This window comes from Aeromonas sp. 97A, assembly GCF_051919185.1.
Classification (GTDB): domain Bacteria; phylum Pseudomonadota; class Gammaproteobacteria; order Enterobacterales; family Aeromonadaceae; genus Aeromonas; species Aeromonas veronii.
In genome coordinates, this window is the sequence record NZ_JBQBFF010000001.1 from 3,647,501 (window position 1) to 3,668,724 (window position 21,224).

Consider the following 21,224-nt stretch of genomic DNA (forward strand, 5'->3'; position numbering starts at 1 on the left):
CGACTTCTTATTGCTAAGAAATCGTCTTGGTCACTTCACCAGACATTGAAAATCAAAAATTGTTTTTGATGTTCGATGCTGTGAGTGCCCACACAGATTGCTTGATTCAAATTGTTAAAGAGCGTCACGCTTGTCGCGTTGAGGAGGCGCATATTACGCCTCTCACTTCGAAAGTCAAGCGATTGTTTTCGCTTTTCTTTCGGCGCCCACTTCGCTAGGAAGCTGGCTCATCAGTTCGGCGTGTTCCGCCGTGCTGGTAGGGGCGCATTATAGGGAGCCGCGCCGGGATGACAAGGGCTTTTTGCAAAAATGCGTTCGTTTGCTGAAAAAGCGAACTGAACGCCCCAAAACAGCCCCTTGGCACCTCTTTTACGCCGCTTTTTTGCTCAACTCTTCGCTTTGTGCCCGGATATAGTTGACCCAGCTGGTTGCCTTCTGCTGCCAGTTATCCTGCTGCTGCAGCTCTCGGGCCAGTTCCAGCGCCTGGGCATACTGCTCCTTATTAAGGTGTGCCTGCACCAGCAACGCTTTGGCACGATTGCCTTGCTCGCCCTTCACCGACTTGATGGCAGCGAGCTGGGTCATTGCAGCATCAGTCTTGCCCTGTTGCAGCAGCAGTTCGGCGGCGCGCATGGCGGCTTTGGGCTGACCGTGCTGGTTGGCGAGCCGCTGCCAGCTATCGACCGCTTGTGACCACTCCCGGGCACCTTCCCACAATTGGGCAAGCAGTTGGCGGTTTTCAGCACTTTGCTTCATCTGTCCCTTGGCCATGGCCACTTCCAGCAGACGGGCTCCACGATAAGGCAGCCCTTGCCAGGCATAGAGACGGATCAGCTGATTGCGGGCAGACGCATCATCCATCAGTTTTCTGTCAATAGCTGTTTGCAACAGAGCCAACGCCTGATCGCCACGTTTGGCGGAGAGGTTGAGCGATACCGCCTGTTGCCACCATTTGCTCTCTTTGGGTTCGTGGCTGATCAACTCGGCCGCCTGATCGGCCGCCACGCCATAACGTTGCTGAGCGGTGAGGGCGGAGAGACGAATGATGGCGGCCTGCTTCTGCCAACCCTTCTTCAACAACTGTTCGCTCTGGCTGGCAGCGTCACCGTACTGTTTGTTGTGGTAATAGAGGCCGGCCAGACGCAGGCGCAGCCCATCGTCTTGTTTGAGTGCCAGTGCCGCCTTGTAGCTGGCGATGGCGCCAGACCAGTTGGATTGCTGGGCCTGAATATCGCCGCGCAGCCGCAATAGCTGGAGCTGTTGCTGCTCGGGCCACTCTTTATAGGCAAGAGCCTGTTCGACATAACGGCTCGCCTGGGCGGTCTGTTGCAGATTGGCCGCCAGCGAGGCTTGCAACTGCGCCAGCCAGGCACGCTCGGCATCGCTATTTGGCTTGAGGCCGGACGCCTTGCTCTGGGCTTGTTGCCACTGACCGGACTGATAGAGCTTCATCACGGGTTCAAGCTGACGGGAGAAGTGAGGGCTGACCTCCATCGCCAGACAGGCTTGGCCGACCAGGGCCAGCAGACAGATCCAGATCCGCAACATAGTTATGACTCCAGTTTGAATTTGAGCGTGATGACTTGCACCAGCTTGTCGGTAGCGCCCGGTCTCGGCTGATAGCGCCACTTGTTGATCGCCTGAATGGCCGCCCGCTCGAACTGACGCTTGGGCTTGGCCTCGACCACTTCCACATCCTGCACGCCACCTTCGGCATTCACGCTAAAGCGCAGGGTGACGAATCCTTCGATCCCTGACTGCTGGGCACGATAGGGGTAGACCGGCTCGATCCGTTGCAGCGGCATCAGCATGTCACCGGCGCCGATACCCGCTCCCTGCTGCTGGCCGTGGTAGTTGCCACTCAATACCGGTGCGGTACTGGTCGCCACGCCGGGGGCATAGACCTGCACCGCACTGAGGCTGGAGACCAGATCCAGACTCGGCTCAACGGCCGCCAAGGGGGCTGCAGCGGGCATCGGCAGCGGTGTCGAGGCCAATGCAGCGGGAGGCTCTGGCAGAGGTTCGGGTTCCTGCGGCACCGGACGCTCGCGCACCTGCACCTCGGTCACCTCGTTCTGCATATTGATGACGATGGGCTTCTGCTCGCTCGCCACCTTCTCGCCTCTGGGCGGTTCAACCAGCGTGGCCATGAACAGCAGGATACCCAGACTGAGGGCAATCCCCAGCCCCAGGCTCATCAGCTTGTATTTCATTTCGGCGCCACCGCCACAGCGATATTGGCGATACCCGCCGCCTTGGCCTCATCCATCACCCGCACCACCTTGCCATGGGGCACTCGCTCGTCGGCCTGGATCACCAGGCTGGCATCGGGCTGCTCCGCCAGCAGACGGGCGATGGTGGCCTGTACCCGCTCCACATCGATCTGCTTGCGGTCGAGGAAGATCTGACCCTGAGCCCCGATCGCCAGCATGATGCTGGAAGATTTCTGCGCCTTGGCTTGACTGGCCTGGGGTCTGTGTACCTCGAGCCCGGCTTCGCGCACGAAGGAGGTGGTGACAATAAAGAAGATCAGCATGATGAACACGATATCCAGCATGGGGGTCATGTCGATCTGCACTTCGTCACGCTGGCGTTTGGATTGCCGTCTCATTGCATTACCTTCTCTTCTCGCAGGCCGTCCCGGGTCTTGGCCAGCGCACGCTTGGCCTGACTCTCGAGCCGACTGAGTAACAACACGCCGGAGAGCGCCACCACCATGCCTGCCATGGTGGGGATGGTGGCGCGGGAGATCCCGCCCGCCATGCTCTCCGGGTTAAAGCGGTTGGCCGCAGCCAACGCATCGAATACGCCGATCATGCCGGTCACAGTGCCCAGCAACCCCAGCATGGGGCAGAGCACCACCAGGGTGCGGATGAAGATCAGATGACGGTTCAGTTCCAGCTCCGCCTGCGCCAGCCAGCGGCTGCGGATCGCCCGGGCGTGCCAGCTGTGACGCTCGCGGCGAGCCTGCCAGCGGCCGAGCAGCTGTTGCTGCAGGGGGCCAAAACCCAGATTGAGGTAGAGCAACCGCTCGATCATCAAAATCCACATCAGCACCAGCAGGGCCAGAATGACCCAGAGCACCGGGCCGCCACGGCCCATGAAACTCTGCAGCTGTTGCCAGATGTCGAGCATCATGCTGCTCGCTCCATCCCGCCGTTATTGCTCTCGGCGCGCTCGGCCAGAATGCCGGCTACCTGCTGCTCCAGCACATTGGAGAGCTCGGTGAAGCGCGATTGCAGCAGGCTGTGGGCCAGGATCAGCGGAATGGCCGCAACCAGACCCTGTACCGTGGTGACCAGCGCCATGGAGATGCCGCCCGCCATGATCTTGGGATCGCCGGTGCCAAACTGGGTGATGGCCTGGAAGGTGCCGATCATCCCGGTTACGGTACCGAGCAGACCCAGCATGGGGGCGATGGCCGCGATCACCTTGACCATGCCGATGCCGCGCTCCATGCGAGGAGTCTCCTGCAGGATCGCCTCATCAAGACGCAGCTCGAGGGTCTCCATGCTCAGCTCGGGGTGTTTGTCCGCCACCGTCAGCACCCGGCCGAGGGCGTTGTCGGCGTGATACTCGCCGCTCTTGAGCTGGCGGCGCACCCGACCCAGTTCGCGGGAGAGGCTCCACAGCCGTACCGCAGCGATACCCAAACCGATGGCGGCCAACAGCACGATAATGGCGCCGACCTGACCACCTTGTTGTACCTGCTGCCAGAAGGTGGGCGCCTGTGCCAGCATCGCCAGCAGAGTGCCATGCGAAGGATCCAGCGGCAGCGCTTCCCCTTCCTGACCCTGATAAGCCGCAACGGCAGAGAGCACGCTACCGGGTAGACCCAGTACCGGGCTCAAGCCTTCGGCGGTCGGTTGCAGGAAGCCTTCGCTCCCCAGCAGGGCAAAACTGCCAACCCGGGTCAGCGACTGCTCGCTGGCAGCCCCTTGGGCATCGAGCACCTTGCCGTTGAACTGGGCAATCCGGCCAGATTCACGGATCTCCTGTAGCAGCGTGGCGGGCAGCAGGGCGAGGGCGGCGCGATCCGGCACCTGTTTATCCTGTGCCATGGCTTTCAGCGGGGCGAGACGCTCCGGGTACTGGCCCTCGACGGCGGATTCGCTCAGCAGCTTGACCGCATCGCTGGCGCCCTGACGGGTGACCGCGAAGATCTCGTTCATGTCGCCGGAGGCTTGCTCCCACTGGGCGTTAAGCTCGACCAGCTGCTTCTCGTTGCTGGCGAACTTGCCAGCCAGCTCCTTGCTCAGGCGCTGGGCCTCGGCCAGTCTGGCACGGGCAGTGCCGAGCTCCTTGGCAACGGTCGCCAGATCTTGCTGAGCCTGCTGTTCACGAGCCTGTTCCTGCTGCTGCCACTCATCGGCGACAGCGGCATTGGCACCGCAGGAGAGGGCAATAAGGAGGGGGAACCACTTCATGGTGACTCTCATGATTGGGCCTCCTGACTGCGGCTGACAGAGAGGGGGACATTGAGCAACTGGGGAACTTTCTTGTCGGCGGCCACATCCATCGCCTCGGCGATAGGGGAGAGCCACTGGCTGTCGAGGGCTTGCCACTGCTTAGCCTCGGCAGACCAGCGCCATGCCTGACTGCGATCGGCCGTCATCGCCAGCAGGGAGACCCGGCCCAGCGCCAGCACATCGACCCGACGCGGGGCACCATCCAGCTCCAGCTCGGCGGAATAGCTGTCCATCCGGCTGCCGTACTCGGCTTCAATCTGATAGGCCTGCAGCAGCTGACGGAATTTCTCTGCCTCGCTAACGTCTGCGCGAGCCAGGGTCGCTTTCAACTGTTCAACCCGCGCCAGCCGATCTTCCTTGCGCAGCGGGATGTCGTTTTGCACCAGCTGTTCCAGATCTGCCTGCATCTGCAACATCAGCGGGATCAAGCCCTGACGGGTCTCTTGCACCGCTTCCAGCTGCTGGCTCAATTTACCCAGCTCATTTTGCTGATCGGCCACCAGAGATTGCATGTAGCGGTTGTAGGCTTCGAGGTCACGCAGTTGCAGCTGGGCATTTTGCAGCTCCAGTCGTGCGGCAACGGCGGCATCGGCGGCTTTTTCCACTCGCTGCTGGGAGGCTTTCCCGGCAGCTATGCTGTTCTTGAGGGAGGGAGCAACCAGCTCATCCCCGATGGCAGCAAAGTGGACTGACAGTGGCAGCAGAGCCACACCCCATAATTTGTTCATTGAAATACATCTTACTAATGATAACTATTATCATTATCTCAAATACAGGGCGGACTGGCAACGAGAGGATTTTCTTGGCCTTTATGCACAAAAACAGGATAATTTTTAAGCACGCACGGAATAAGTGGCGCCAATAGCCACCGCACAAATATAAATAACGATAAAAAATCTTTTCGATCAGTGTGATAGAGATCGAAAAAGGAGAAAGTAATGCTCAACGATGCGATCTGGGAACATATCGACAAGTTCACCAAGGCAACAAAAACCAGCGATATCCAGCAACTGCTGGAGCGCTTCAGTCATCAAATGGGCTTTGATTACTTTCGGCTGCTGATTATTTTCCCCATCAGCATGCAAAAATCCCACGTGGCACTGTTCAACAACTGTCCGACCACCTGGTTTGACGCCTATAGCGAAAACCAGTATCTGACCCAGGATCCGGTAGTCTATCTGGGGCTGAAACAGACCCAGCCGATCTTCTGGAACAAGCTCGACTGCGACTCGCCCTGGCTGCCCAGCGCCAGCCGCGACGTGATGAACCTGGCCGCCGATTTCGGGGTACGCAATGGCGTCTCCTTTCCGCTGCACACCCCGCAGGGGGAGCACGGCATCCTCTCATTCATCACCAAGGAGAAATCCAACTCCGACCTGATGTTTGAAAATGTCCCGCTGCTGTCGTTCTGCGCCAGCTATATCTTCAACTCCGCGCTGCAACTGATCAAAAGCAGACCTGATATGATGAAATACCTGACCGAACTGTCGGATCGGGAGAAGGAGTGCCTGTTCTGGGCCAGCGAGGGCAAGACCTCCTGGGAGATCGCCACCATCCTCGGCATCAGTGAGCGGACGGTCAACTTTCACCTGACCCAGGTGACCAACAAGACCGACTCGAAGAACCGCAGTCAGGCCATCGCCAAAGGGATCACCAGCGGCATCATAGTGCCCTCCCTCGACGAGGTCACCATCACCAACCTGCGGCTGTCGTAACCCCTCAGCAGCAACAAAAAGAGCCGCAATTGCGGCTCTTTGTCATTTCAGATAGTGACTTACTCAACGGTCACCGATTTTGCCAGGTTGCGCGGCTGGTCGACGTCAGTCCCCTTGATCAGGGCAACGTGATAGGAGAGCAGCTGCAGCGGCACGGTATAGACGATGGGGGCGATCATCTCTTCCACATGGTTGAGGTTCATGACCCGCATGGTCTCGTCGCTCTTGAAGCCGGTATCGGCATCGGCGAACACGTAGAGGATACCGCCACGGGCGCGCACCTCTTCCACGTTGGACTTGAGCTTCTCCAGCAGATCGTTGTTCGGCGCCACCACAATGATGGGCATCTCGGCATCGATCAGCGCCAGCGGGCCATGCTTCAGTTCACCAGCGGCGTAGGCTTCGGCGTGGATGTAGGAGATCTCTTTGAGCTTGAGCGCCCCCTCCATGGCGATGGGGTACTGGCTGCCACGGCCGAGGAACAGGCTGTGCTGCTTGTCGGCAAACTCTTCGGCCAGGATTTCGATATCCTTGGCCAGCGCTAGGCTCTCTTTAATACGCAGCGGCAGGGCTTGCAGCGCCTTGACCAGTTCGGCTTCGGCGGCCGCGCTCAGGTGGCCACGGCAGTGACCGACCGAGGCCACCAGCATCAGCAGGCCAGCCAGCTGGGTGGTGAACGCCTTGGTGGAGGCTACGCCGATCTCGGCACCCGCACGGGTCATAAAGGCCAGATCCGATTCACGCACCAGCGAGGAGCCCGGCACGTTGCAGATAGCCAGCGAGCTCATGTAGCCGGATTCCTTGGCCAGACGCAGCGCCGCCAGGGTATCGGCGGTCTCGCCACTCTGGGAGAGGGTCACCAGCAGGCTGTTGGGGCGCACTACCGATTTGCGATAGCGGAACTCGGAGGCGATCTCCACATCACAGGAGACGCCAGCGATCTCTTCGAACCAGTAGCGAGCCACCATGCCGGAGTGATAGGAGGTGCCGCAGGCGACGATCTGCACGTGCTCGACCTTGTCAAAGATGGCGCGCGCACCGTTGCCGAACGATTCGACCACCACGTGATCGCTACCCAGACGCCCTTCCAGGGTGTTGGTGATCGCTTTGGGCTGCTCGTGGATCTCCTTGAGCATGTAATGACGGTATTCGCCCTTGTCACCGGCATCGTGGGAGAGCTCGGACTCCTGCTCTTCGCGCACCACGGCGTTGCCGTTGGTATCGAAGATGTGCACATCGCGACGGGTCACTTCGGCCACATCACCCTCTTCCAGGAAGATGAAACGGCGGGTCACCGGCAGCAGCGCCATCTGGTCGGAGGCGATAAAGTTCTCGCCGATACCGCGGCCGATCACCAGCGGTGAACCGGAGCGGGCCACCACCACGCGGCTGTCGTCGCGGCTGTCCATCACCACGGTACCGTAGGCACCGCGCAGCTGCTTCACCGCAGTCTGCATGGCGGCCAGCAGGCTGCCAGCGCTCTTCAGTTCATGATGGACCAGATGGGCAATCACCTCGGTATCGGTGTCGGAGCTGAACACATAGCCCAGCGCCTTCAACTCTTCCCGCAGTTCTTCGTGGTTCTCGATGATGCCGTTGTGCACCACCACGATATGCTCGGAAACGTGGGGGTGGGCATTGCGTTCGGAGGGCTCGCCGTGAGTGGCCCAGCGGGTATGGGCGATGCCGGTGCCGCCGTGGACGGACTGCTCGTCAAGCGCCTTGGCCAGCTCGGCCACCTTGCCCAGACGGCGAACCCGCTGCAACGGCTGGTTGGCGCTGAACACGGCCACACCGGCTGAGTCATAACCGCGGTACTCCAGACGGCGCAGGCCCTCTACCAGAATTTCAGCCACATCACGTTGGGCAACAGCCCCGACGATGCCACACATACACTTCTCCTTGAGATGCAAATCGTAAAGTCAGTTGGATGGTTCAGAGCTCGTGTCAGCAAGTGACCGGGGCGCAGATAAGCGTCACCCCCTGGGCTTGAATCTGTTCTCTGGCCTCGCTGGCCAGCCCCTCGTCGGTCACCAGGGTATGGATGCTCGACCAGGGAAGTTCGAGATTGGGGATCTTGCGGCCGATCTTCTCTGATTCGACCATCACAATGACCTCCCGCGACACCTCGGCCATGACCCGCGACAGGCCCACCAGCTCGTTGAAGGTGGTGGTGCCACGCTCCGGGTCGATGCCGTCGGCACCGATAAAGAGCTGGTCAAAGTCGTAGGAGCGCAGCACCTGTTCCGCCACCTGCCCCTGGAAGGATTCGGAGTGAGGGTCCCAAGTGCCACCGGTCATTAACAGGGTAGGCTCATTTTCCAGCTCGCGCAGGGCACCGGCCACATTGAGGGAGTTGGTCATCACGATGAGGCCGCGCTTGTTGCCCAGCATGGGGATCATGGCGCTGGTGGTGCTGCCGCTGTCGATGATGACGCGGTTGTGATCACGCAGCCGCTCGGCCGCCGCACGGGCAATGGCTAACTTTCGGTTCGAAACTTGTTCAGGATTGGCCTCGACCACCATCTCGCTCGGCAAGGGGACGGCGCCACCGTAACGACGCAGCAGCAGACCGCCGGTCTCCAGTACCGCCAGATCTTTACGGATGGTCACTTCGGAGGTAGAAAAGTGTTTGGCGAGGGCGTCGACACTCACTTCACCCTGCTCTTGTACCAGGGTCACTATGGTGTGGCGGCGTTGTTGAGTATTACGTTTGGTCATTTTTAAGTTTCGATTCGAAAGAACATCGAAATATTAGCCCCTTTTTCGGAAAAATAAAACAGCAAATAGGATCCGATTTGGTTCGATGCCAGAATGGGGTGCCAATTTGCGACGAGGATGCCATGCAAAAGAGAGTCATCTGGCTGGTGGAGGATGAGGCCAGCATCGCCGACACCCTGATTTACGCCCTGCAGACCGACGGGTTTGAGGTGGAGTGGTTCATGCTGGGCCAACAGTTGCTGACACGACTGGAACAGACGCGACCCGACTTCCTGATCCTCGATGTGGGGCTGCCCGACATCAGCGGCTTCGAACTCTGCAAGCAGGTGAGGGCGCTGACCGATATTCCCCTGATGTTCCTCACCGCCCGCAGCGAGGAGATAGACCGGCTGATCGGGCTGGAGATCGGTGCCGACGACTATGTGGCCAAACCCTTCTCGCCACGGGAAGTGTGTGCCCGGGTGCGTGTCATCCTGCGCCGCAGCCAGCCCGTCGCCCCCCAGCCCAGCGCCCTGCTGGTGCTGGATGAGGAACGGGCCCGCATCCATTTTCGCGGCCAACCGCTGGCCCTCACCCGCTACGAATATCTGCTGCTCAAGACCTTGATGCAGGCGCCGGGCCGGGTCTACTCCCGCCAGCAGCTGATGGATCTGGTGTGGCAGGATGCGGAGGAGAGTCTGGATCGCACCGTCGATACCCACATCAAGACCATCCGCGCCAAGCTGCGCGAACATGATCCCGAGGCCAACCTGATCCTCACCCACCGCGGGCTGGGCTACAGCCTGGAGCTGGCATGAGACTCGGGTTGCAACTGCTGTGCGGCCTGCTGCTGATCTTCGCGCTGGCCGCCTGGTTCGTGCTGGAGATCTTCGTCGAGGAGATAAAACCCGGGGTGCGCAGCGCCACCGAGGATACTCTGGTAGACATGACCCAGCTGCTGGCGCCGCTCGCCCTCGATGATCTGCAAGAGGGCAATATGATGAACGGGCGGTTGGCCAGCGCCTTCGCCCGCCTCAACCAGAATCCCATCAATGCGATGATCGATGGCCACCTCAAGCAGCAGGCGGAGTACCGCATCTATGTCACTGACCAGAAGGGCATGGTGATTTACGACTCCGACGGCACGGATCTGGGCAAGGATTATTCCCGCTGGAACGATGTCTACCGCACCCTACGCGGCCAATATGGCGCCCGCAGCACCCGCACCGATCCCGACGATGCCGCCAGCTCGACCATGTATGTGGCGGCGCCGCTGCGGGAAGGGGCCGAGATCATCGGCTCCCTCACCGTCGCCAAACCCAATCGCACCCTGATGCCAGCCATCGAGCGCGGGGAACAGGAGCTGCTGCGGGCTGGCGGCCAGATGCTGCTCATCTCGCTGCTGATCGGCAGCCTGCTGGTGTGGTGGCTAAACCGCGCCATCGGCAAGCTGGTGCACTACGCCGACTCGGTCAGCAAGGGGGAGGCAGCGCCGCTGCCGCAACTGCACACCGTCGAGCTGGATCGGCTCGGCCGCTCGCTGGAGACCATGCGCCATCAGCTCGATGGCAAGAGCTATATCGAGGGCTATGTCCACAGCCTGACCCACGAGCTGAAAAGCCCGCTGGCCGCCATTCGCGGGGCAGGGGAGATCCTGGCCGAAACGCCGCCCCCCGAAGTTGCCAAACGGTTTATCGGCAACATCAATCTGGAAACCGCGCGCATGCAGCAGCTGATCGAGCGAATGCTGCAACTGGCGCGGCTGGAGTCGGGGCAGGGGCTGGATCGCCAGTCGGTGGAACCGGCAAAACTGGGCAAGCGCACCCTCGATGCCCGCCAGATCATCGCCCAGCGCCGTCAGGTCGAGTTGGTGGCCGAGCTGACCAGCGCGCCGAAACAGAAGTGGGATCCACTGCTGGTGGAGCAGGCCATCGGCAACCTGTTGGATAACGCCATCGACTTCTCTCCCGCCAACGGGCAGGTCACCCTAAGCGGCAGCCAGCAGGAGGAGGGCTACTGTTTTCGGGTCACCGACTGCGGCCCCGGCATTCCCGACTACGCCCTGCCGCGCATCTTCGAGCGCTTCTACTCCCTGCCGCGCCCCGACAAGGGCAAGAGCAGTGGTCTGGGGCTCAGCTTCGCCCATGAGGTGGCCCACCAGCATGGCGGTCGTCTGACCCTGAGCAACCGGCCGGAAGGGGGCGCGCTGGCGGAACTCTGGCTGCCGTTCGCCTAGCCCCCCCCCCGCAACTTCACATTCCCCACACAAAGCGGCATTAGACTGCCGTTTTCTCTCATCCATTTGCTCAAGGAAATGCTATGTCCCGCCTGCTTCTCTCCAGCCTGCTGGCTGCCGGTCTGCTCGCAGCCCTGCCTGCCTCCGCCGCCAGCGGCTGCTTTCTCTATGCTGACGGCAACGGCCAGACCCTCTCCAGCGAAGGGGACTGCTCCAGCCAGCTGCCGCCCGCGTCCACCTTCAAGATCCCGCTGGCGCTGATGGGTTACGACAGCGGCTATCTGGTGGATGAAGAGCATCCGGCACTGCCTTACAAACCGAGCTATGACGGCTGGCTGCCCGCCTGGCGCGAAACCACTACCCCGCGCCGCTGGGAAACCTACTCGGTGGTCTGGTTTTCCCAGCAGCTCACCGAATGGCTGGGGATGGAGCGCTTCCAGCAATATGTCGACCGCTTCGACTACGGCAATCGGGATCTCTCCGGTAATCCGGGCAAACATGACGGCCTGACCCAGGCCTGGCTCAGCTCCAGCCTCGCCATCAGTCCGGAGGAGCAGGCCCGCTTCCTCGGCAAGATGCTCAGCGGCAAGCTGCCGGTCTCGGCGCAGACCCTGCAGTACACCGCCAATATCCTCAAGGTGAGCGAGATCGACGGCTGGCAGATCCACGGCAAAACCGGCATGGGCTACCCGAAGAAGCTGGATGGCAGCCTCAACCGCGATCAGCAGATCGGCTGGTTCGTCGGCTGGGCCAGCAAACCGGGCAAACAGCTGATCTTCGTCCATACCGTGGTGCAAAAGCCCGGCAAGCAGTTCGCCTCCCTCAAAGCGAAAGAAGAGGTGCTGGCCGCCCTGCCTGCACGACTTAAAAAGCAGTGAGCTCGCTTCCCGCCAGATAAACCCCGATAACCACGGTCAGCCCACCAGCGACGGGCTGACCGTCATTCGTAAACGAGACAAACATGAAATTATTTCTATTGCTGATCTGGCTTCCGGCCAGCATGGCGCTGGCTGCCTGTGATCTCTCCGACCGCCTGACACGGCAGGGAGAAATCATCCATGATCGGCTAAACCAGCTCGAATGGCAGGCGTGCAGCCTCGGCAGCCAGTGGCAGGAGGGGAAAGGGTGCGTGGGCACACCGGCCCTGCTGACGCTGCTTGAAGCCAAAGATGAAGCAGCCCGCCTTGGCGAGGGGTGGCGACTCCCCACCATCGAGGAGCTCTTCACCCTGCTCGACGAAAATTGCCGGGCGCCGATGACAGACCCGCGCTTCTTCTCCGATATCCATGACAACGGGGAAAATTCAGCCCCCTACTGGACCTCCAGCTCCATTGAGGAGATGCCTGAACTGGTCTACTACATCGACTTTATGCACGGGCTGATCGACGGCCACACCGATCGTTTCGCCCAAGCCGCCCGACTGGTGCGCTCCCGCCCCTGAACAATCCCGCGGCGCCTGATGGCGCCGTTTTTCAACAGTTCACCGCCACTTCACACAAGCCCATCACCACTTCACGCCGGACTGACAGACTCACTCCATCCAACAAGGAGACGTGTCATGGTCAAACAGATATTCACTCACAAGATCTTTCTGCTGCTGTTGCTCAGCCTGCTGTTGATGGTGCCGGTGCAATCCATCATGGAGCTGAACCGGGAGCGTCAGGCTTACCGCAGTCAGGCCATTCACAGCATCATGGCCAGCAGCAGCGGCCCGCAACGACTGATGGGGCCCATTATCGTGCAGCCCTATACCCGTTCGGTGACGGTCGAGCAGGAGGGCAAGCGCTTCGTCCGTCAGGAGCAGATCTACCGCTACCTGCTGCCGGAGCAGTTGGATATCAAGGCCAACATGGAGGTCACCCCGCGCAAGCTGGGCATCTATCAGGCGCAGGTCTATCAGACCCGGCTCTCCCTCTCCGGCCGTTTGCCAACAGCGGCTCAACTACAAGAGAGCACGCCGCTCGCCGGGGATGATGAGCTGGTGGCAGGCAAACCCTACCTGAGTCTGGTGCTCTCCGATGCCCGCGGCATCAACAGCGTGCCCGAGTTGCAGCTCGGTAAGCAGCGCACCCCCTTTGCTCCGGGAGCCCGCCTCGGCAGCACCCAGGCCGGGATCCATGCTCCTCTCGACAGCCTGCCGCAACAGGATGGCACCTTCCATCTGGAGCTCAATCTACAGGGGATGAACGCCCTCGACATAGTCCCGCTGGGCAAGGAGAGCACCCTGCAGCTGGCGGGCAACTGGCCCCACCCCAACTTTATCGGTGACTTTCTGCCGGGCAGTCGCACCCTGAGCCCACAAGGGTTTGAGGCCAACTGGCAAACCAGCTGGTTCGCCAGCGACATGGAGACCCGCTTCAACCGGATGATGAACGGGGGCGATAGCCATCTCTCCACCTTCAGCGTCAGTCTGGTGCAGCCGGTGGATCACTATCAGCTCAACGAACGGGCGGCCAAATATGCCCTGCTCTTCATCGGCCTCACCTTTATCAGCTTCTTCATGTTCGAGCTGCTCAAGGGGCTGAGGGTTCACCCGATCCAGTACGCGCTGGTAGGCATGGGGCTGGCTATCTTCTATCTGGTGCTGCTGGCCCTGACCGAGCACCTCGGCTTTGGCTGGGCCTATCTGGTAGCCGCGCTGGCCAGCGTGCTGCTCAACGGCTTCTACCTCAGTCATGTGCTGGGCGGCCCGAAGCAGGGGATCGGCTTCGCAGCGCTGCTCGGACTGGTCTATGCCATTCTCTACAGCCTGCTGCAGGCCGAAGAGATCGCCTTGCTACTCGGAGCCCTGCTCTTGTTCGCCACCCTGGCGCTGATCATGCTGCTGACCCGCAAGCTCGACTGGTATCAGGTGATGGACTACAGCGCACCCGCGACCACATGGGCGGCCCCCCAGTCATCGACCAGTGACACCAGCCATCAGTCATAAGCCAAAAAAACCGGCGCCATCAGGCGCCGGTTCTATTTTATTGATCGGGCATCACTTCTTCTTGACCGGGCGAGCCCAGTTCTTGATGTGGCGCTGGGGCACCCGGGTGATCACCAGCTCATTCTCGGCCACATCCTTGGTGATGGTAGAACCCGCCCCCAGGGTCGCACCCTTGCCGATGCGCACCGGCGCCACCAGCTGGGTATCGGAACCGACGAATACATCGTCCTCGATGATGGTCTGGAATTTGTTGACCCCGTCGTAGTTGCAGGTGATGGTGCCGGCACCGATGTTCACCTTAGCACCCACCTCAGCATCCCCCAGATAAGTGAGGTGACCGCACTTGGAACCAACCCCCAGACGGGCCTTCTTCATCTCGACGAAGTTGCCAACGTGGGCATCCTGCTCCAGCACGGCACCCGGGCGCAGACGGGCAAACGGGCCGACCGAGCACTGATCCGCCACCTGAGCCCCTTCGACGATGGAGTAGGGCTTCACTTCGGTGTGATCACCAATGACACAATCCTTCAGCACGGCACCAGCACCGATACGGACGTGGTTGCCGAGGGTTACCTTGCCTTCGATGATGACGTTGACATCGATCACCACCTCTTCACCGATCTCGAGGGTTCCGCGCAGATCGAAGCGGGCCGGGTCGATCAGGGTAGCACCGGCGATCATCAGCTTCTCGGCCTGCATCTGCTGGTAGCTGCGCTCAAGGGCAGCCAGCTGCACCCGGTTGTTGGCCCCTTCCACCTCGGCGGCACGCTCCGGATGGACCGCTGCGATCGGGCAGCCATCGGCGTGCGCCATGGCGATCACGTCGGTCAGGTAGAATTCCCCCTGGGCATTCTTGTTGTCCAGACGGGAGAGCCAGCTGCGCAACTGACCGCCATTGGCCACCAGCACGCCGGTGTTCACTTCGCGGATGGTCAGTTGCTCGGCGTTGGCATCTTTCTGTTCGACGATGCCGACCACCTGACCGTTTTCACGGACGATGCGGCCATAGCCGGTGGGGTTGTCCAGCACCACAGTCAGCAGCGCCATGCCATCGCTTGCCTTGGCAGCCAGCAGTCGTTGCAGGGTCTCTGGCTGGATCAGCGGGGTATCGCCGTACAGCACCAGCACGTCGTCTTCATCCTTCCAGAACGGGATGGCCTGGGCGACGGCGTGACCGGTCCCCAGCTGCTGCGCCTGCAGCACCCAGTTCACGTCGGCCGCCACGATCCGCTCTTTCAGCAGTTCGGCACCGTGGCCATAGACCAGATGCAGCTGCTCGGCACCGACCTGACGTGCAGTATCGATCACATGGGAAACCATGGGTTTGTTGGCTACCGGGTGGAGTACCTTGGGCAGGGAAGAGCGCATGCGGGTACCTTTACCCGCCGCCAAGATCACGACGTTGAGGGACATAAATTGGCCTTTGGAACATGAGAAATACTCGGCGGAGTCTATCCAACGGGTAAAAAAAAAGCGACCCGAAGGTCGCTTTTTACATCACCGTTATTAGCGGTAATTCTTTTTGACGATATCGATGACTCGCAGTTGAGCCATCGCCTTGGCCAGCTCGGTGGCGGCCTGGGCGTAGTCGATATCACCATGGGAGCTGTGGATCCGCTCTTCGGCTGCGCGCTTGGCTTCCTGGGCTTTCGCCTCATCCAAGTCGTCAGCACGAATCGCAGTGTCCGCCAGCACGGTCACGGATTCAGGTTGTACTTCCAGCATACCGCCGGAGATGTACAGCACCTCTTCAGTTCCGTTCTGCTTCACCAAGCGGACCAGGCCCGGCTTGATGGCAGTCAGCAACGGAGCATGACCGTGGCGGAGACCCAACTCACCTTCGGAGCCTGATACCTGAGCGGATTGCACGCGACCGGAAAACAGTTTTCCTTCGGCGCTCACCACGTCCAGGTGAAAGGAGATCATCTCTGCCATGGGCCCTCCTGTCGAGGCTTACAGTTTCTTGGATTTCTCGACGACTTCGTCGATACCGCCAACCATGTAGAACGCCTGCTCGGGCAGATCGTCATACTCGCCTTTCAGGATGCCCTGGAAACCACGGATGGTCTCTTTCAGCGGCACGTATTTACCCGGAGAACCGGTAAACACTTCTGCTACGAAGAACGGCTGGGACAGGAAACGCTCGATCTTACGGGCACGGGCTACGGTCAGTTTGTCTTCTTCTGACAGTTCATCCATACCCAGGATGGCGATGATGTCCTTCAGCTCTTTGTAGCGCTGCAGTACGGTTTGAACGCCACGAGCGGTCTCGTAGTGCTCTTTGCCAACCACCAGCGGATCCAGCTGACGAGAGGTAGAGTCCAGCGGGTCAACGGCCGGGTAGATACCCAGTGCCGCGATTTGACGGGACAGTACGACGGTCGCATCCAGGTGGGCGAAGGTGGTCGCCGGAGACGGGTCAGTCAAGTCATCCGCAGGCACGTAAACGGCCTGTACGGAGGTGATGGAACCGGTCTTGGTGGAGGTGATACGTTCTTGCAGAACACCCATCTCCTCGGCCAGGGTCGGCTGGTAACCTACTGCGGAAGGCATACGGCCCAGCAGTGCGGATACTTCAGTACCGGCCAGGGTGTAACGGTAGATGTTGTCCACGAAGAACAGTACGTCACGACCTTCGTCACGGAACTTCTCGGCCATGGTCAGGCCAGTCAGCGCAACGCGCAGACGGTTTCCGGGCGGCTCGTTCATCTGACCGTAAACCAGAGATACTTTGTCCAGTACGTTGGACTCCATCATCTCGTGGTAGAAGTCGTTACCCTCACGGGTACGCTCACCAACACCGGCGCCACAGAGTAACCACTGTGCTCGATCGCGATGTTACGGATCAGCTCCATCATGTTTACGGTTTTGCCTACACCGGCACCACCGAACAGACCAACCTTACCACCCTTGGCGAACGGGCATACCAGGTCGATCACCTTGATGCCGGTCTCCAGCAGATCGTTGCTGTTGGACTGATCTTCGTAGCTGGGGGCTGCGCGGTGGATAGACCAGCACTCTTCTTCACCGATCGGACCTTTTTCGTCGATTGGCTCACCCAGTACGTTCATGATCCGACCCAGAGTCGCAGTACCGACCGGAACCTGGATGGATTTACCGCTATTCACTACTTCCAACCCACGACGCAGACCGTCGGAGGAGCCCATGGTGATGCAACGAACGACGCCGCCACCGATCTGTTGCTGAACTTCCAGCACCAGACCCTGGCCTTGACCTTCGCTAACGACCTTCAGTGCATCGTACACCTGGGGCACGGCATTCTGCGGGAACTCAATGTCCACCACAGCGCCGATGATTTGGACGATGAAACCGTTACTCATGTCAAATCCTCTAAACCTTTGATAACCCTTGCCTTACACCGCAGCAGCACCGGATACGATCTCTGTCAGCTCCTGGGTAATACTGGCCTGACGGGCCTTGTTGTATACCAGTTGCAGATCGTTAATCAGGTTACCGGCGTTGTCAGTCGCGGCTTGCATGGCAACCATTCGGGCTGCCTGTTCACTTGCCAAGTTTTCCACTACACCCTGGTAAACCTGAGATTCGACGTAGCGAACCAGCAGGGTATCCAGCAGCTTCTTGGGATCCGGCTCATAGAGGTAATCCCAGTGGTGTTTCTTGGCGAGCTTGCTGTCTTCAGTTACGGGCAAAGGCAGCAGTTGATCGACCCGTGGTTGCTGCACCATGGTGTTGACGAACTTGTTGTACACCAGATACAGCTTGTCAATCTCACCGTTGTCGTAAGCCTTCAGCATGACCTTGACTGAACCAATCAGGTCATTGACGCTCGGACTATCGCCCAGTCCTGCGACATGAGCTTTAACCTTGGCGCCGTGCCGTTCAAAGAAGTTGGAGGCCTTGTTACCGATCAGTGCTAGGTCAACCTTGGCACCTTTCGCGCTCCATTGCTTCATATCATTGAGGGCAGCCTTGAACAGGTTGATGTTCAGACCACCACACAGGCCACGGTCGGTGGAGACGACGATGTAACCCACTCGCTTGACCTCACGTTCGATGAGGTAGGGGTGCTTGTATTCCAAGTTCCCCTGAGCGATATGGCCGATCACCTTGCGCATGGTTTCAGCGTACGGACGGCTGGCAGACATGCGTTCCTGCGCACGGCGCATTTTGCTTGCTGCCACCATTTCCATAGCGCCGGTGATCTTCTGAGTGTTTTTCACACTCCCGATCTTGTTACGTATCTCTTTTGCGCCGGCCATCTCTTACTCTCCATCAAGTGGCAGCTCACGCAGCCACACACGCTTACCAGGTCTGGGTTGCTTTGAAGCTATCCAGCAACGCAGTCAGCTTGCCAACGATCGCGTCGTTGTAGTCGGCTTTGGCATTGATTTCAGCCATCAGCTCGGCATGCTGGGTATTGGCGTAAGAGAGCAGAGCGGCTTCGAAGTCGACGATTTTGTTCAGCTCGACATCGGAGAGATAGCCTTTCTCGGCGGCGAACAGCACCAGAGACTGGTGAGCCACGCTCAGCGGAGAGTACTGCTTCTGCTTCATCAGCTCGGTCACTTTCACACCGTGATCCAGCTGCTTGCGAGTCGCCTCGTCCAGATCGGAAGAGAACTGGGCGAATGCCGCCAGTTCGCGATACTGGGCCAGCGCGGTACGGATACCACCGGACAGCTTCTTGACGATCTTGGTCTGAGCAGCACCACCTACACGGGATACGGAGATACCCGGGTCAACCGCCGGACGAATACCGGAGTTGAACAGCTGTGAAGTCAGGAAGATCTGACCATCGGTGATGGAGATCACGTTGGTCGGAACGAACGCAGATACGTCACCCGCCTGGGTTTCGATGATCGGCAGCGCGGTCAGAGAGCCGGTCTTGCCTTTCACTTCACCCTTGGTGAACTTCTCTACGTACTCGGCGTTAACGCGAGCAGCACGCTCCAGCAGACGGGAGTGCAGATAGAAAACGTCACCCGGGTAAGCTTCACGTCCTGGCGGACGGCGCAGCAGCAGGGAGATCTGGCGATAAGCTACGGCCTGCTTGGACAGGTCATCATAGATGATCAGCGCGTCTTCACCGCGGTCACGGAAGTACTCACCCATGGAGCAACCGGCATACGGAGCCAGGTACTGCAGAGCAGCCGCTTCGGAGGCAGAGGCAACCACCACGATGGTGTTGGCCAGGGCGCCGTGCTCTTCCAGCTTGCGCACCACGTTGGCGATGGTGGAGGCCTTCTGGCCAATCGCAACGTAGACACACTTAATGCCGGAATCTTTCTGGTTGATGATGGTGTCGATCGCGATGGCGGTCTTACCAACCTGACGGTCACCGATTATCAGCTCACGCTGGCCACGACCGATAGGGATCATGGCATCGATGGCTTTCAGACCGGTCTGGACCGGCTGGTCAACAGACTTACGCTCGATAACGCCCGGTGCGATCACTTCGATCGGCGAGAAGCCATCGTTGTCGATCGGACCTTTACCGTCGATCGGCTGACCCAGGGTGTTCAACACCCGGCCCAACAGACCACGACCTACCGGCACTTCCAGAATACGGCCAGTACCTTTTACTTTCATTCCTTCTGACAGACCGTCATAGGAACCCATAATCACCGCACCAACGGAGTCACGCTCCAGGTTCAATGCCAGAGCGTAGCGGTTGCCCGGCAGCTCGATCATCTCACCCTGCATGGCATCAGCCAGGCCGTGAATACGAATGATACCGTCGCTCACAGAGACGATAGTACCTTCGTTACGCGCTTCGCTCTTTACATCAAACTGCGCAATGCGCTGCTTGATCAGCTCGGCGATTTCAGTGGAATTCAGTTGCATGCTCTAATACCCCAATCAAGATTGCAGCGCGTCAGCCATGCGATCCAGCTTACCGCGGACTGTGCCGTCGATTACCAGATCACCGGCCTTGATGAGCACCCCGGCCATCAAGGACGCATCGATGCTGCAATTCAGCTTCACTTTGCGCGCGAGACGTTGTTCCAGAGAAGCCTGAATATTGGCTTTCTGCTGGTCGGTCAGTTCGATCGCCGAAATCACGTCAGCCTGAACCTCTTTATCCAGTTCAGCTTTGAACGCTACAAATTCAGCAACGACCGCCGGCAGCACACCCAAGCGACCATTCTCGGCCATCACCCGGATCAGGTTCTGGCCATGCACGTCGAGTTGCTCACCGCAGACACCGACAAACAGCGTTGCCAGCTCTTCGGCGGCCACAGAGCCGTTTACCAGGTTGTGCATGGTCTCGTTTTCCACTACTTGCGCAGCGAAACCGAGCATACCCAGCCACTGGTCAACCGCCTTGTGCTCAACGGCAAACTCGAAAGCAGCCTTGGCGTAGGGGCGAGCGATTGTAGTCAGTTCAGACATAGCCCCGTTCCCGTTACAGTTCTGCTACCAGTTTGTCGACGATGTCGCTGTTGGCAGCCTGGTCGATTTGACGCGCCAGGATCTTCTCTGCACCAGCAATGGCAAGAGCAGCAACCTGCTTACGCAGTTCTTCTTTGGCACGATGACGTTCAGCTTCGATCTCGGCACGGCCCTGAGCCAGGATTTTTTCCCGCTCGGATTGGGCACCAGCGGCAGCTTCATCAATGATCTGGGCTTTACGTTTGTTAGCCTGCTCAATGATTTCAGCAGCCTGCAGCTTGGCTTCTTTCAGCTGATCGGTGGCGTTGGCCTTGGCCAAATCCAGATCTTTCTTGGCACGTTCGGCAGAAGAGAGACCGTCAGCAATAGCTTTCTGACGGGCTTCGATGGCTGCAATCAGCGGCGGCCATACGTACTTCATGCAAAACACTACGAAGAAGAAAAAAGCAATTGCTTGGCCGAGGAGGGTGGCATTGATATTCACAGCCGATGTCCTCTTAAGTTAGTTAATGGGTTATGCCTGGAGAGTCGTAACGACTTAGCCAGCAACCGCAAACATCACGTACAGACCCAGACCAACGGCGATCATCGGGATCGCATCCACCAGACCCATTACGATGAAGAACTGGGTACGCAGAACAGGGATCAGATCCGGTTGACGAGCAGCACCTTCCAGGAACTTGCCACCCAGGATACCGATACCGATGGAAGCGCCGATAGCAGCCAGACCCATCATCATTGCAGCAGCGATGTACAGCAGGTCCATGTTCAAGTTTTCCATGAGGATCTCCAGTTATTTA

21 protein-coding genes and 1 pseudogene are annotated in these 21,224 nt (G+C 59.4%); 6 read left to right on the plus strand and 16 right to left on the minus strand.

Annotation, left to right across the window (positions count from 1 at the left end; all coding sequences use genetic code 11):
• Positions 1-369: 369 nt before the first annotated feature.
• The 6 genes from ACTG27_RS16555 to ACTG27_RS16580 are packed head-to-tail and all read right to left on the minus strand — an operon-like array spanning position 370 to position 5,197.
• Positions 370-1,548 carry a hypothetical protein gene (locus tag ACTG27_RS16555; RefSeq protein WP_439979983.1) on the minus strand — a complete coding sequence of 393 codons (1,179 nt, stop codon included), beginning with the start codon at positions 1,546-1,548 and terminating at the stop codon, positions 370-372.
• A 2-nt stretch (positions 1,549-1,550) separates the two neighbouring features.
• Entirely contained in the window at positions 1,551-2,213 is a 663-nt protein-coding gene (locus tag ACTG27_RS16560; RefSeq protein WP_005339371.1) for an energy transducer TonB, read from the minus strand.
• Entirely contained in the window at positions 2,210-2,611 is a 402-nt protein-coding gene (locus ACTG27_RS16565) for an ExbD/TolR family protein (RefSeq protein WP_005339369.1), read from the minus strand. The genes ACTG27_RS16560 and ACTG27_RS16565 overlap by 4 nt, the downstream gene beginning before the upstream one ends.
• Positions 2,608-3,138: a MotA/TolQ/ExbB proton channel family protein gene (locus tag ACTG27_RS16570; protein WP_042037184.1), complete on the minus strand. Its 531-nt coding sequence runs from the start codon at positions 3,136-3,138 to the stop codon at positions 2,608-2,610. Before ACTG27_RS16570 ends, ACTG27_RS16565 begins: the two co-directional genes overlap by 4 nt.
• A complete protein-coding gene (locus ACTG27_RS16575; RefSeq protein WP_021230424.1) occupies positions 3,135-4,439 on the minus strand; it encodes a MotA/TolQ/ExbB proton channel family protein in 1,305 nt (434 codons plus the stop codon). The genes ACTG27_RS16570 and ACTG27_RS16575 overlap by 4 nt, the downstream gene beginning before the upstream one ends.
• Positions 4,436-5,197 carry a DUF3450 domain-containing protein gene (locus tag ACTG27_RS16580; RefSeq protein ID WP_201298782.1) on the minus strand — a complete coding sequence of 254 codons (762 nt, stop codon included), beginning with the start codon at positions 5,195-5,197 and terminating at the stop codon, positions 4,436-4,438. The genes ACTG27_RS16575 and ACTG27_RS16580 overlap by 4 nt, the downstream gene beginning before the upstream one ends.
• A 210-nt stretch (positions 5,198-5,407) precedes the next feature.
• On the opposite strand from ACTG27_RS16580, the gene ACTG27_RS16585 reads away from it, so the two are divergent.
• Complete coding sequence (locus ACTG27_RS16585; RefSeq protein ID WP_005357256.1) at positions 5,408-6,184, plus strand: helix-turn-helix transcriptional regulator; 777 nt, start codon at positions 5,408-5,410, stop codon at positions 6,182-6,184.
• A gap of 59 nt (positions 6,185-6,243) precedes the next feature.
• On the opposite strand, the gene glmS is transcribed toward ACTG27_RS16585, so the two are convergent.
• The gene (glmS, locus tag ACTG27_RS16590; RefSeq protein ID WP_439979984.1) at positions 6,244-8,076 is read right to left on the minus strand and encodes a glutamine--fructose-6-phosphate transaminase (isomerizing); all 1,833 of its coding nucleotides are present in this window, start codon (positions 8,074-8,076) and stop codon (positions 6,244-6,246) included.
• A gap of 55 nt (positions 8,077-8,131) precedes the next feature.
• Positions 8,132-8,905, minus strand: coding sequence for a DeoR/GlpR family DNA-binding transcription regulator (locus ACTG27_RS16595; RefSeq protein WP_005339356.1), 774 nt, complete (start codon positions 8,903-8,905; stop codon positions 8,132-8,134).
• A gap of 122 nt (positions 8,906-9,027) precedes the next feature.
• On the opposite strand from ACTG27_RS16595, the gene blrA reads away from it, so the two are divergent.
• The 5 genes from blrA to creD all read left to right on the plus strand — a co-directional run bounded on the left by blrA (position 9,028) and on the right by creD (position 14,049).
• Complete coding sequence (gene blrA, locus ACTG27_RS16600; protein ID WP_033138557.1) at positions 9,028-9,702, plus strand: beta-lactam response regulator transcription factor BlrA; 675 nt, start codon at positions 9,028-9,030, stop codon at positions 9,700-9,702.
• On the plus strand, positions 9,699-11,120 hold the full coding sequence (gene blrB / locus ACTG27_RS16605) for a beta-lactam sensor histidine kinase BlrB (protein WP_421301906.1): 1,422 nt from the start codon (positions 9,699-9,701) through the stop codon (positions 11,118-11,120). Before blrA ends, blrB begins: the two co-directional genes overlap by 4 nt.
• Before the next feature lie 83 nt (positions 11,121-11,203).
• The gene (gene blaOXA, locus ACTG27_RS16610; RefSeq protein ID WP_279500357.1) at positions 11,204-11,998 is read left to right on the plus strand and encodes an OXA-12 family class D beta-lactamase; all 795 of its coding nucleotides are present in this window, start codon (positions 11,204-11,206) and stop codon (positions 11,996-11,998) included.
• An 83-nt stretch (positions 11,999-12,081) separates the two neighbouring features.
• Positions 12,082-12,561 (plus strand): DUF1566 domain-containing protein, encoded by a 480-nt coding sequence (locus ACTG27_RS16615; RefSeq protein ID WP_279500359.1) that lies wholly within the window; start codon positions 12,082-12,084, stop codon positions 12,559-12,561.
• Positions 12,562-12,678: 117 nt separating this feature from the next.
• Positions 12,679-14,049 (plus strand): cell envelope integrity protein CreD, encoded by a 1,371-nt coding sequence (creD, locus tag ACTG27_RS16620; protein ID WP_439979986.1) that lies wholly within the window; start codon positions 12,679-12,681, stop codon positions 14,047-14,049.
• Between the two features lie 51 nt (positions 14,050-14,100).
• Here creD and glmU read toward each other — a convergent pair whose 3' ends face one another.
• The 8 genes and pseudogenes from glmU to atpE all read right to left on the minus strand — a co-directional run bounded on the left by glmU (position 14,101) and on the right by atpE (position 21,205).
• Positions 14,101-15,462, minus strand: a complete 1,362-nt coding sequence (gene glmU / locus ACTG27_RS16625) for a bifunctional UDP-N-acetylglucosamine diphosphorylase/glucosamine-1-phosphate N-acetyltransferase GlmU (protein WP_439979988.1) — start codon at positions 15,460-15,462, stop codon at positions 14,101-14,103.
• 93 nt (positions 15,463-15,555) lie between these two features.
• Positions 15,556-15,984 (minus strand): F0F1 ATP synthase subunit epsilon, encoded by a 429-nt coding sequence (locus tag ACTG27_RS16630; protein WP_005339345.1) that lies wholly within the window; start codon positions 15,982-15,984, stop codon positions 15,556-15,558.
• A gap of 18 nt (positions 15,985-16,002) precedes the next feature.
• Positions 16,003-17,390, minus strand: a pseudogene (atpD, locus tag ACTG27_RS16635) (F0F1 ATP synthase subunit beta).
• A gap of 33 nt (positions 17,391-17,423) precedes the next feature.
• Entirely contained in the window at positions 17,424-18,290 is an 867-nt protein-coding gene (atpG, locus tag ACTG27_RS16640) for a F0F1 ATP synthase subunit gamma (RefSeq protein WP_005339343.1), read from the minus strand.
• A 43-nt stretch (positions 18,291-18,333) separates the two neighbouring features.
• Positions 18,334-19,875, minus strand: coding sequence for a F0F1 ATP synthase subunit alpha (gene atpA, locus ACTG27_RS16645; RefSeq protein WP_005339342.1), 1,542 nt, complete (start codon positions 19,873-19,875; stop codon positions 18,334-18,336).
• A gap of 15 nt (positions 19,876-19,890) precedes the next feature.
• Entirely contained in the window at positions 19,891-20,424 is a 534-nt protein-coding gene (gene atpH, locus ACTG27_RS16650; protein ID WP_005339341.1) for a F0F1 ATP synthase subunit delta, read from the minus strand.
• Between the two features lie 13 nt (positions 20,425-20,437).
• Positions 20,438-20,908: a F0F1 ATP synthase subunit B gene (atpF, locus tag ACTG27_RS16655; RefSeq protein WP_005339336.1), complete on the minus strand. Its 471-nt coding sequence runs from the start codon at positions 20,906-20,908 to the stop codon at positions 20,438-20,440.
• Positions 20,909-20,962: 54 nt separating this feature from the next.
• A complete protein-coding gene (gene atpE / locus ACTG27_RS16660; RefSeq protein ID WP_005307205.1) occupies positions 20,963-21,205 on the minus strand; it encodes a F0F1 ATP synthase subunit C in 243 nt (80 codons plus the stop codon).
• Between the last annotated feature and the right edge of the window lie 19 nt (positions 21,206-21,224).

Coding starts and splice junctions, on each gene's coding strand:
- ACTG27_RS16595 (WP_005339356.1), bottom strand. CDS start 8,905: ATGACCAAACGTAATACTCAACAACGCCGCCACACCATAGTGACCCTG.
- ACTG27_RS16585 (WP_005357256.1), top strand. CDS start 5,408: ATGCTCAACGATGCGATCTGGGAACATATCGACAAGTTCACCAAGGCA.
- glmS (WP_439979984.1), bottom strand. CDS start 8,076: ATGTGTGGCATCGTCGGGGCTGTTGCCCAACGTGATGTGGCTGAAATT.
- ACTG27_RS16575 (WP_021230424.1), bottom strand. CDS start 4,439: ATGAGAGTCACCATGAAGTGGTTCCCCCTCCTTATTGCCCTCTCCTGC.
- ACTG27_RS16565 (WP_005339369.1), bottom strand. CDS start 2,611: ATGAGACGGCAATCCAAACGCCAGCGTGACGAAGTGCAGATCGACATG.
- blrB (WP_421301906.1), top strand. CDS start 9,699: ATGAGACTCGGGTTGCAACTGCTGTGCGGCCTGCTGCTGATCTTCGCG.
- ACTG27_RS16580 (WP_201298782.1), bottom strand. CDS start 5,197: ATGAACAAATTATGGGGTGTGGCTCTGCTGCCACTGTCAGTCCACTTT.
- ACTG27_RS16630 (WP_005339345.1), bottom strand. CDS start 15,984: ATGGCAGAGATGATCTCCTTTCACCTGGACGTGGTGAGCGCCGAAGGA.
- ACTG27_RS16555 (WP_439979983.1), bottom strand. CDS start 1,548: ATGTTGCGGATCTGGATCTGTCTGCTGGCCCTGGTCGGCCAAGCCTGT.
- atpE (WP_005307205.1), bottom strand. CDS start 21,205: ATGGAAAACTTGAACATGGACCTGCTGTACATCGCTGCTGCAATGATG.
- creD (WP_439979986.1), top strand. CDS start 12,679: ATGGTCAAACAGATATTCACTCACAAGATCTTTCTGCTGCTGTTGCTC.
- glmU (WP_439979988.1), bottom strand. CDS start 15,462: ATGTCCCTCAACGTCGTGATCTTGGCGGCGGGTAAAGGTACCCGCATG.
- ACTG27_RS16570 (WP_042037184.1), bottom strand. CDS start 3,138: ATGATGCTCGACATCTGGCAACAGCTGCAGAGTTTCATGGGCCGTGGC.
- blaOXA (WP_279500357.1), top strand. CDS start 11,204: ATGTCCCGCCTGCTTCTCTCCAGCCTGCTGGCTGCCGGTCTGCTCGCA.
- ACTG27_RS16560 (WP_005339371.1), bottom strand. CDS start 2,213: ATGAAATACAAGCTGATGAGCCTGGGGCTGGGGATTGCCCTCAGTCTG.
- ACTG27_RS16615 (WP_279500359.1), top strand. CDS start 12,082: ATGAAATTATTTCTATTGCTGATCTGGCTTCCGGCCAGCATGGCGCTG.
- blrA (WP_033138557.1), top strand. CDS start 9,028: ATGCAAAAGAGAGTCATCTGGCTGGTGGAGGATGAGGCCAGCATCGCC.
- atpG (WP_005339343.1), bottom strand. CDS start 18,290: ATGGCCGGCGCAAAAGAGATACGTAACAAGATCGGGAGTGTGAAAAAC.
- atpA (WP_005339342.1), bottom strand. CDS start 19,875: ATGCAACTGAATTCCACTGAAATCGCCGAGCTGATCAAGCAGCGCATT.
- atpH (WP_005339341.1), bottom strand. CDS start 20,424: ATGTCTGAACTGACTACAATCGCTCGCCCCTACGCCAAGGCTGCTTTC.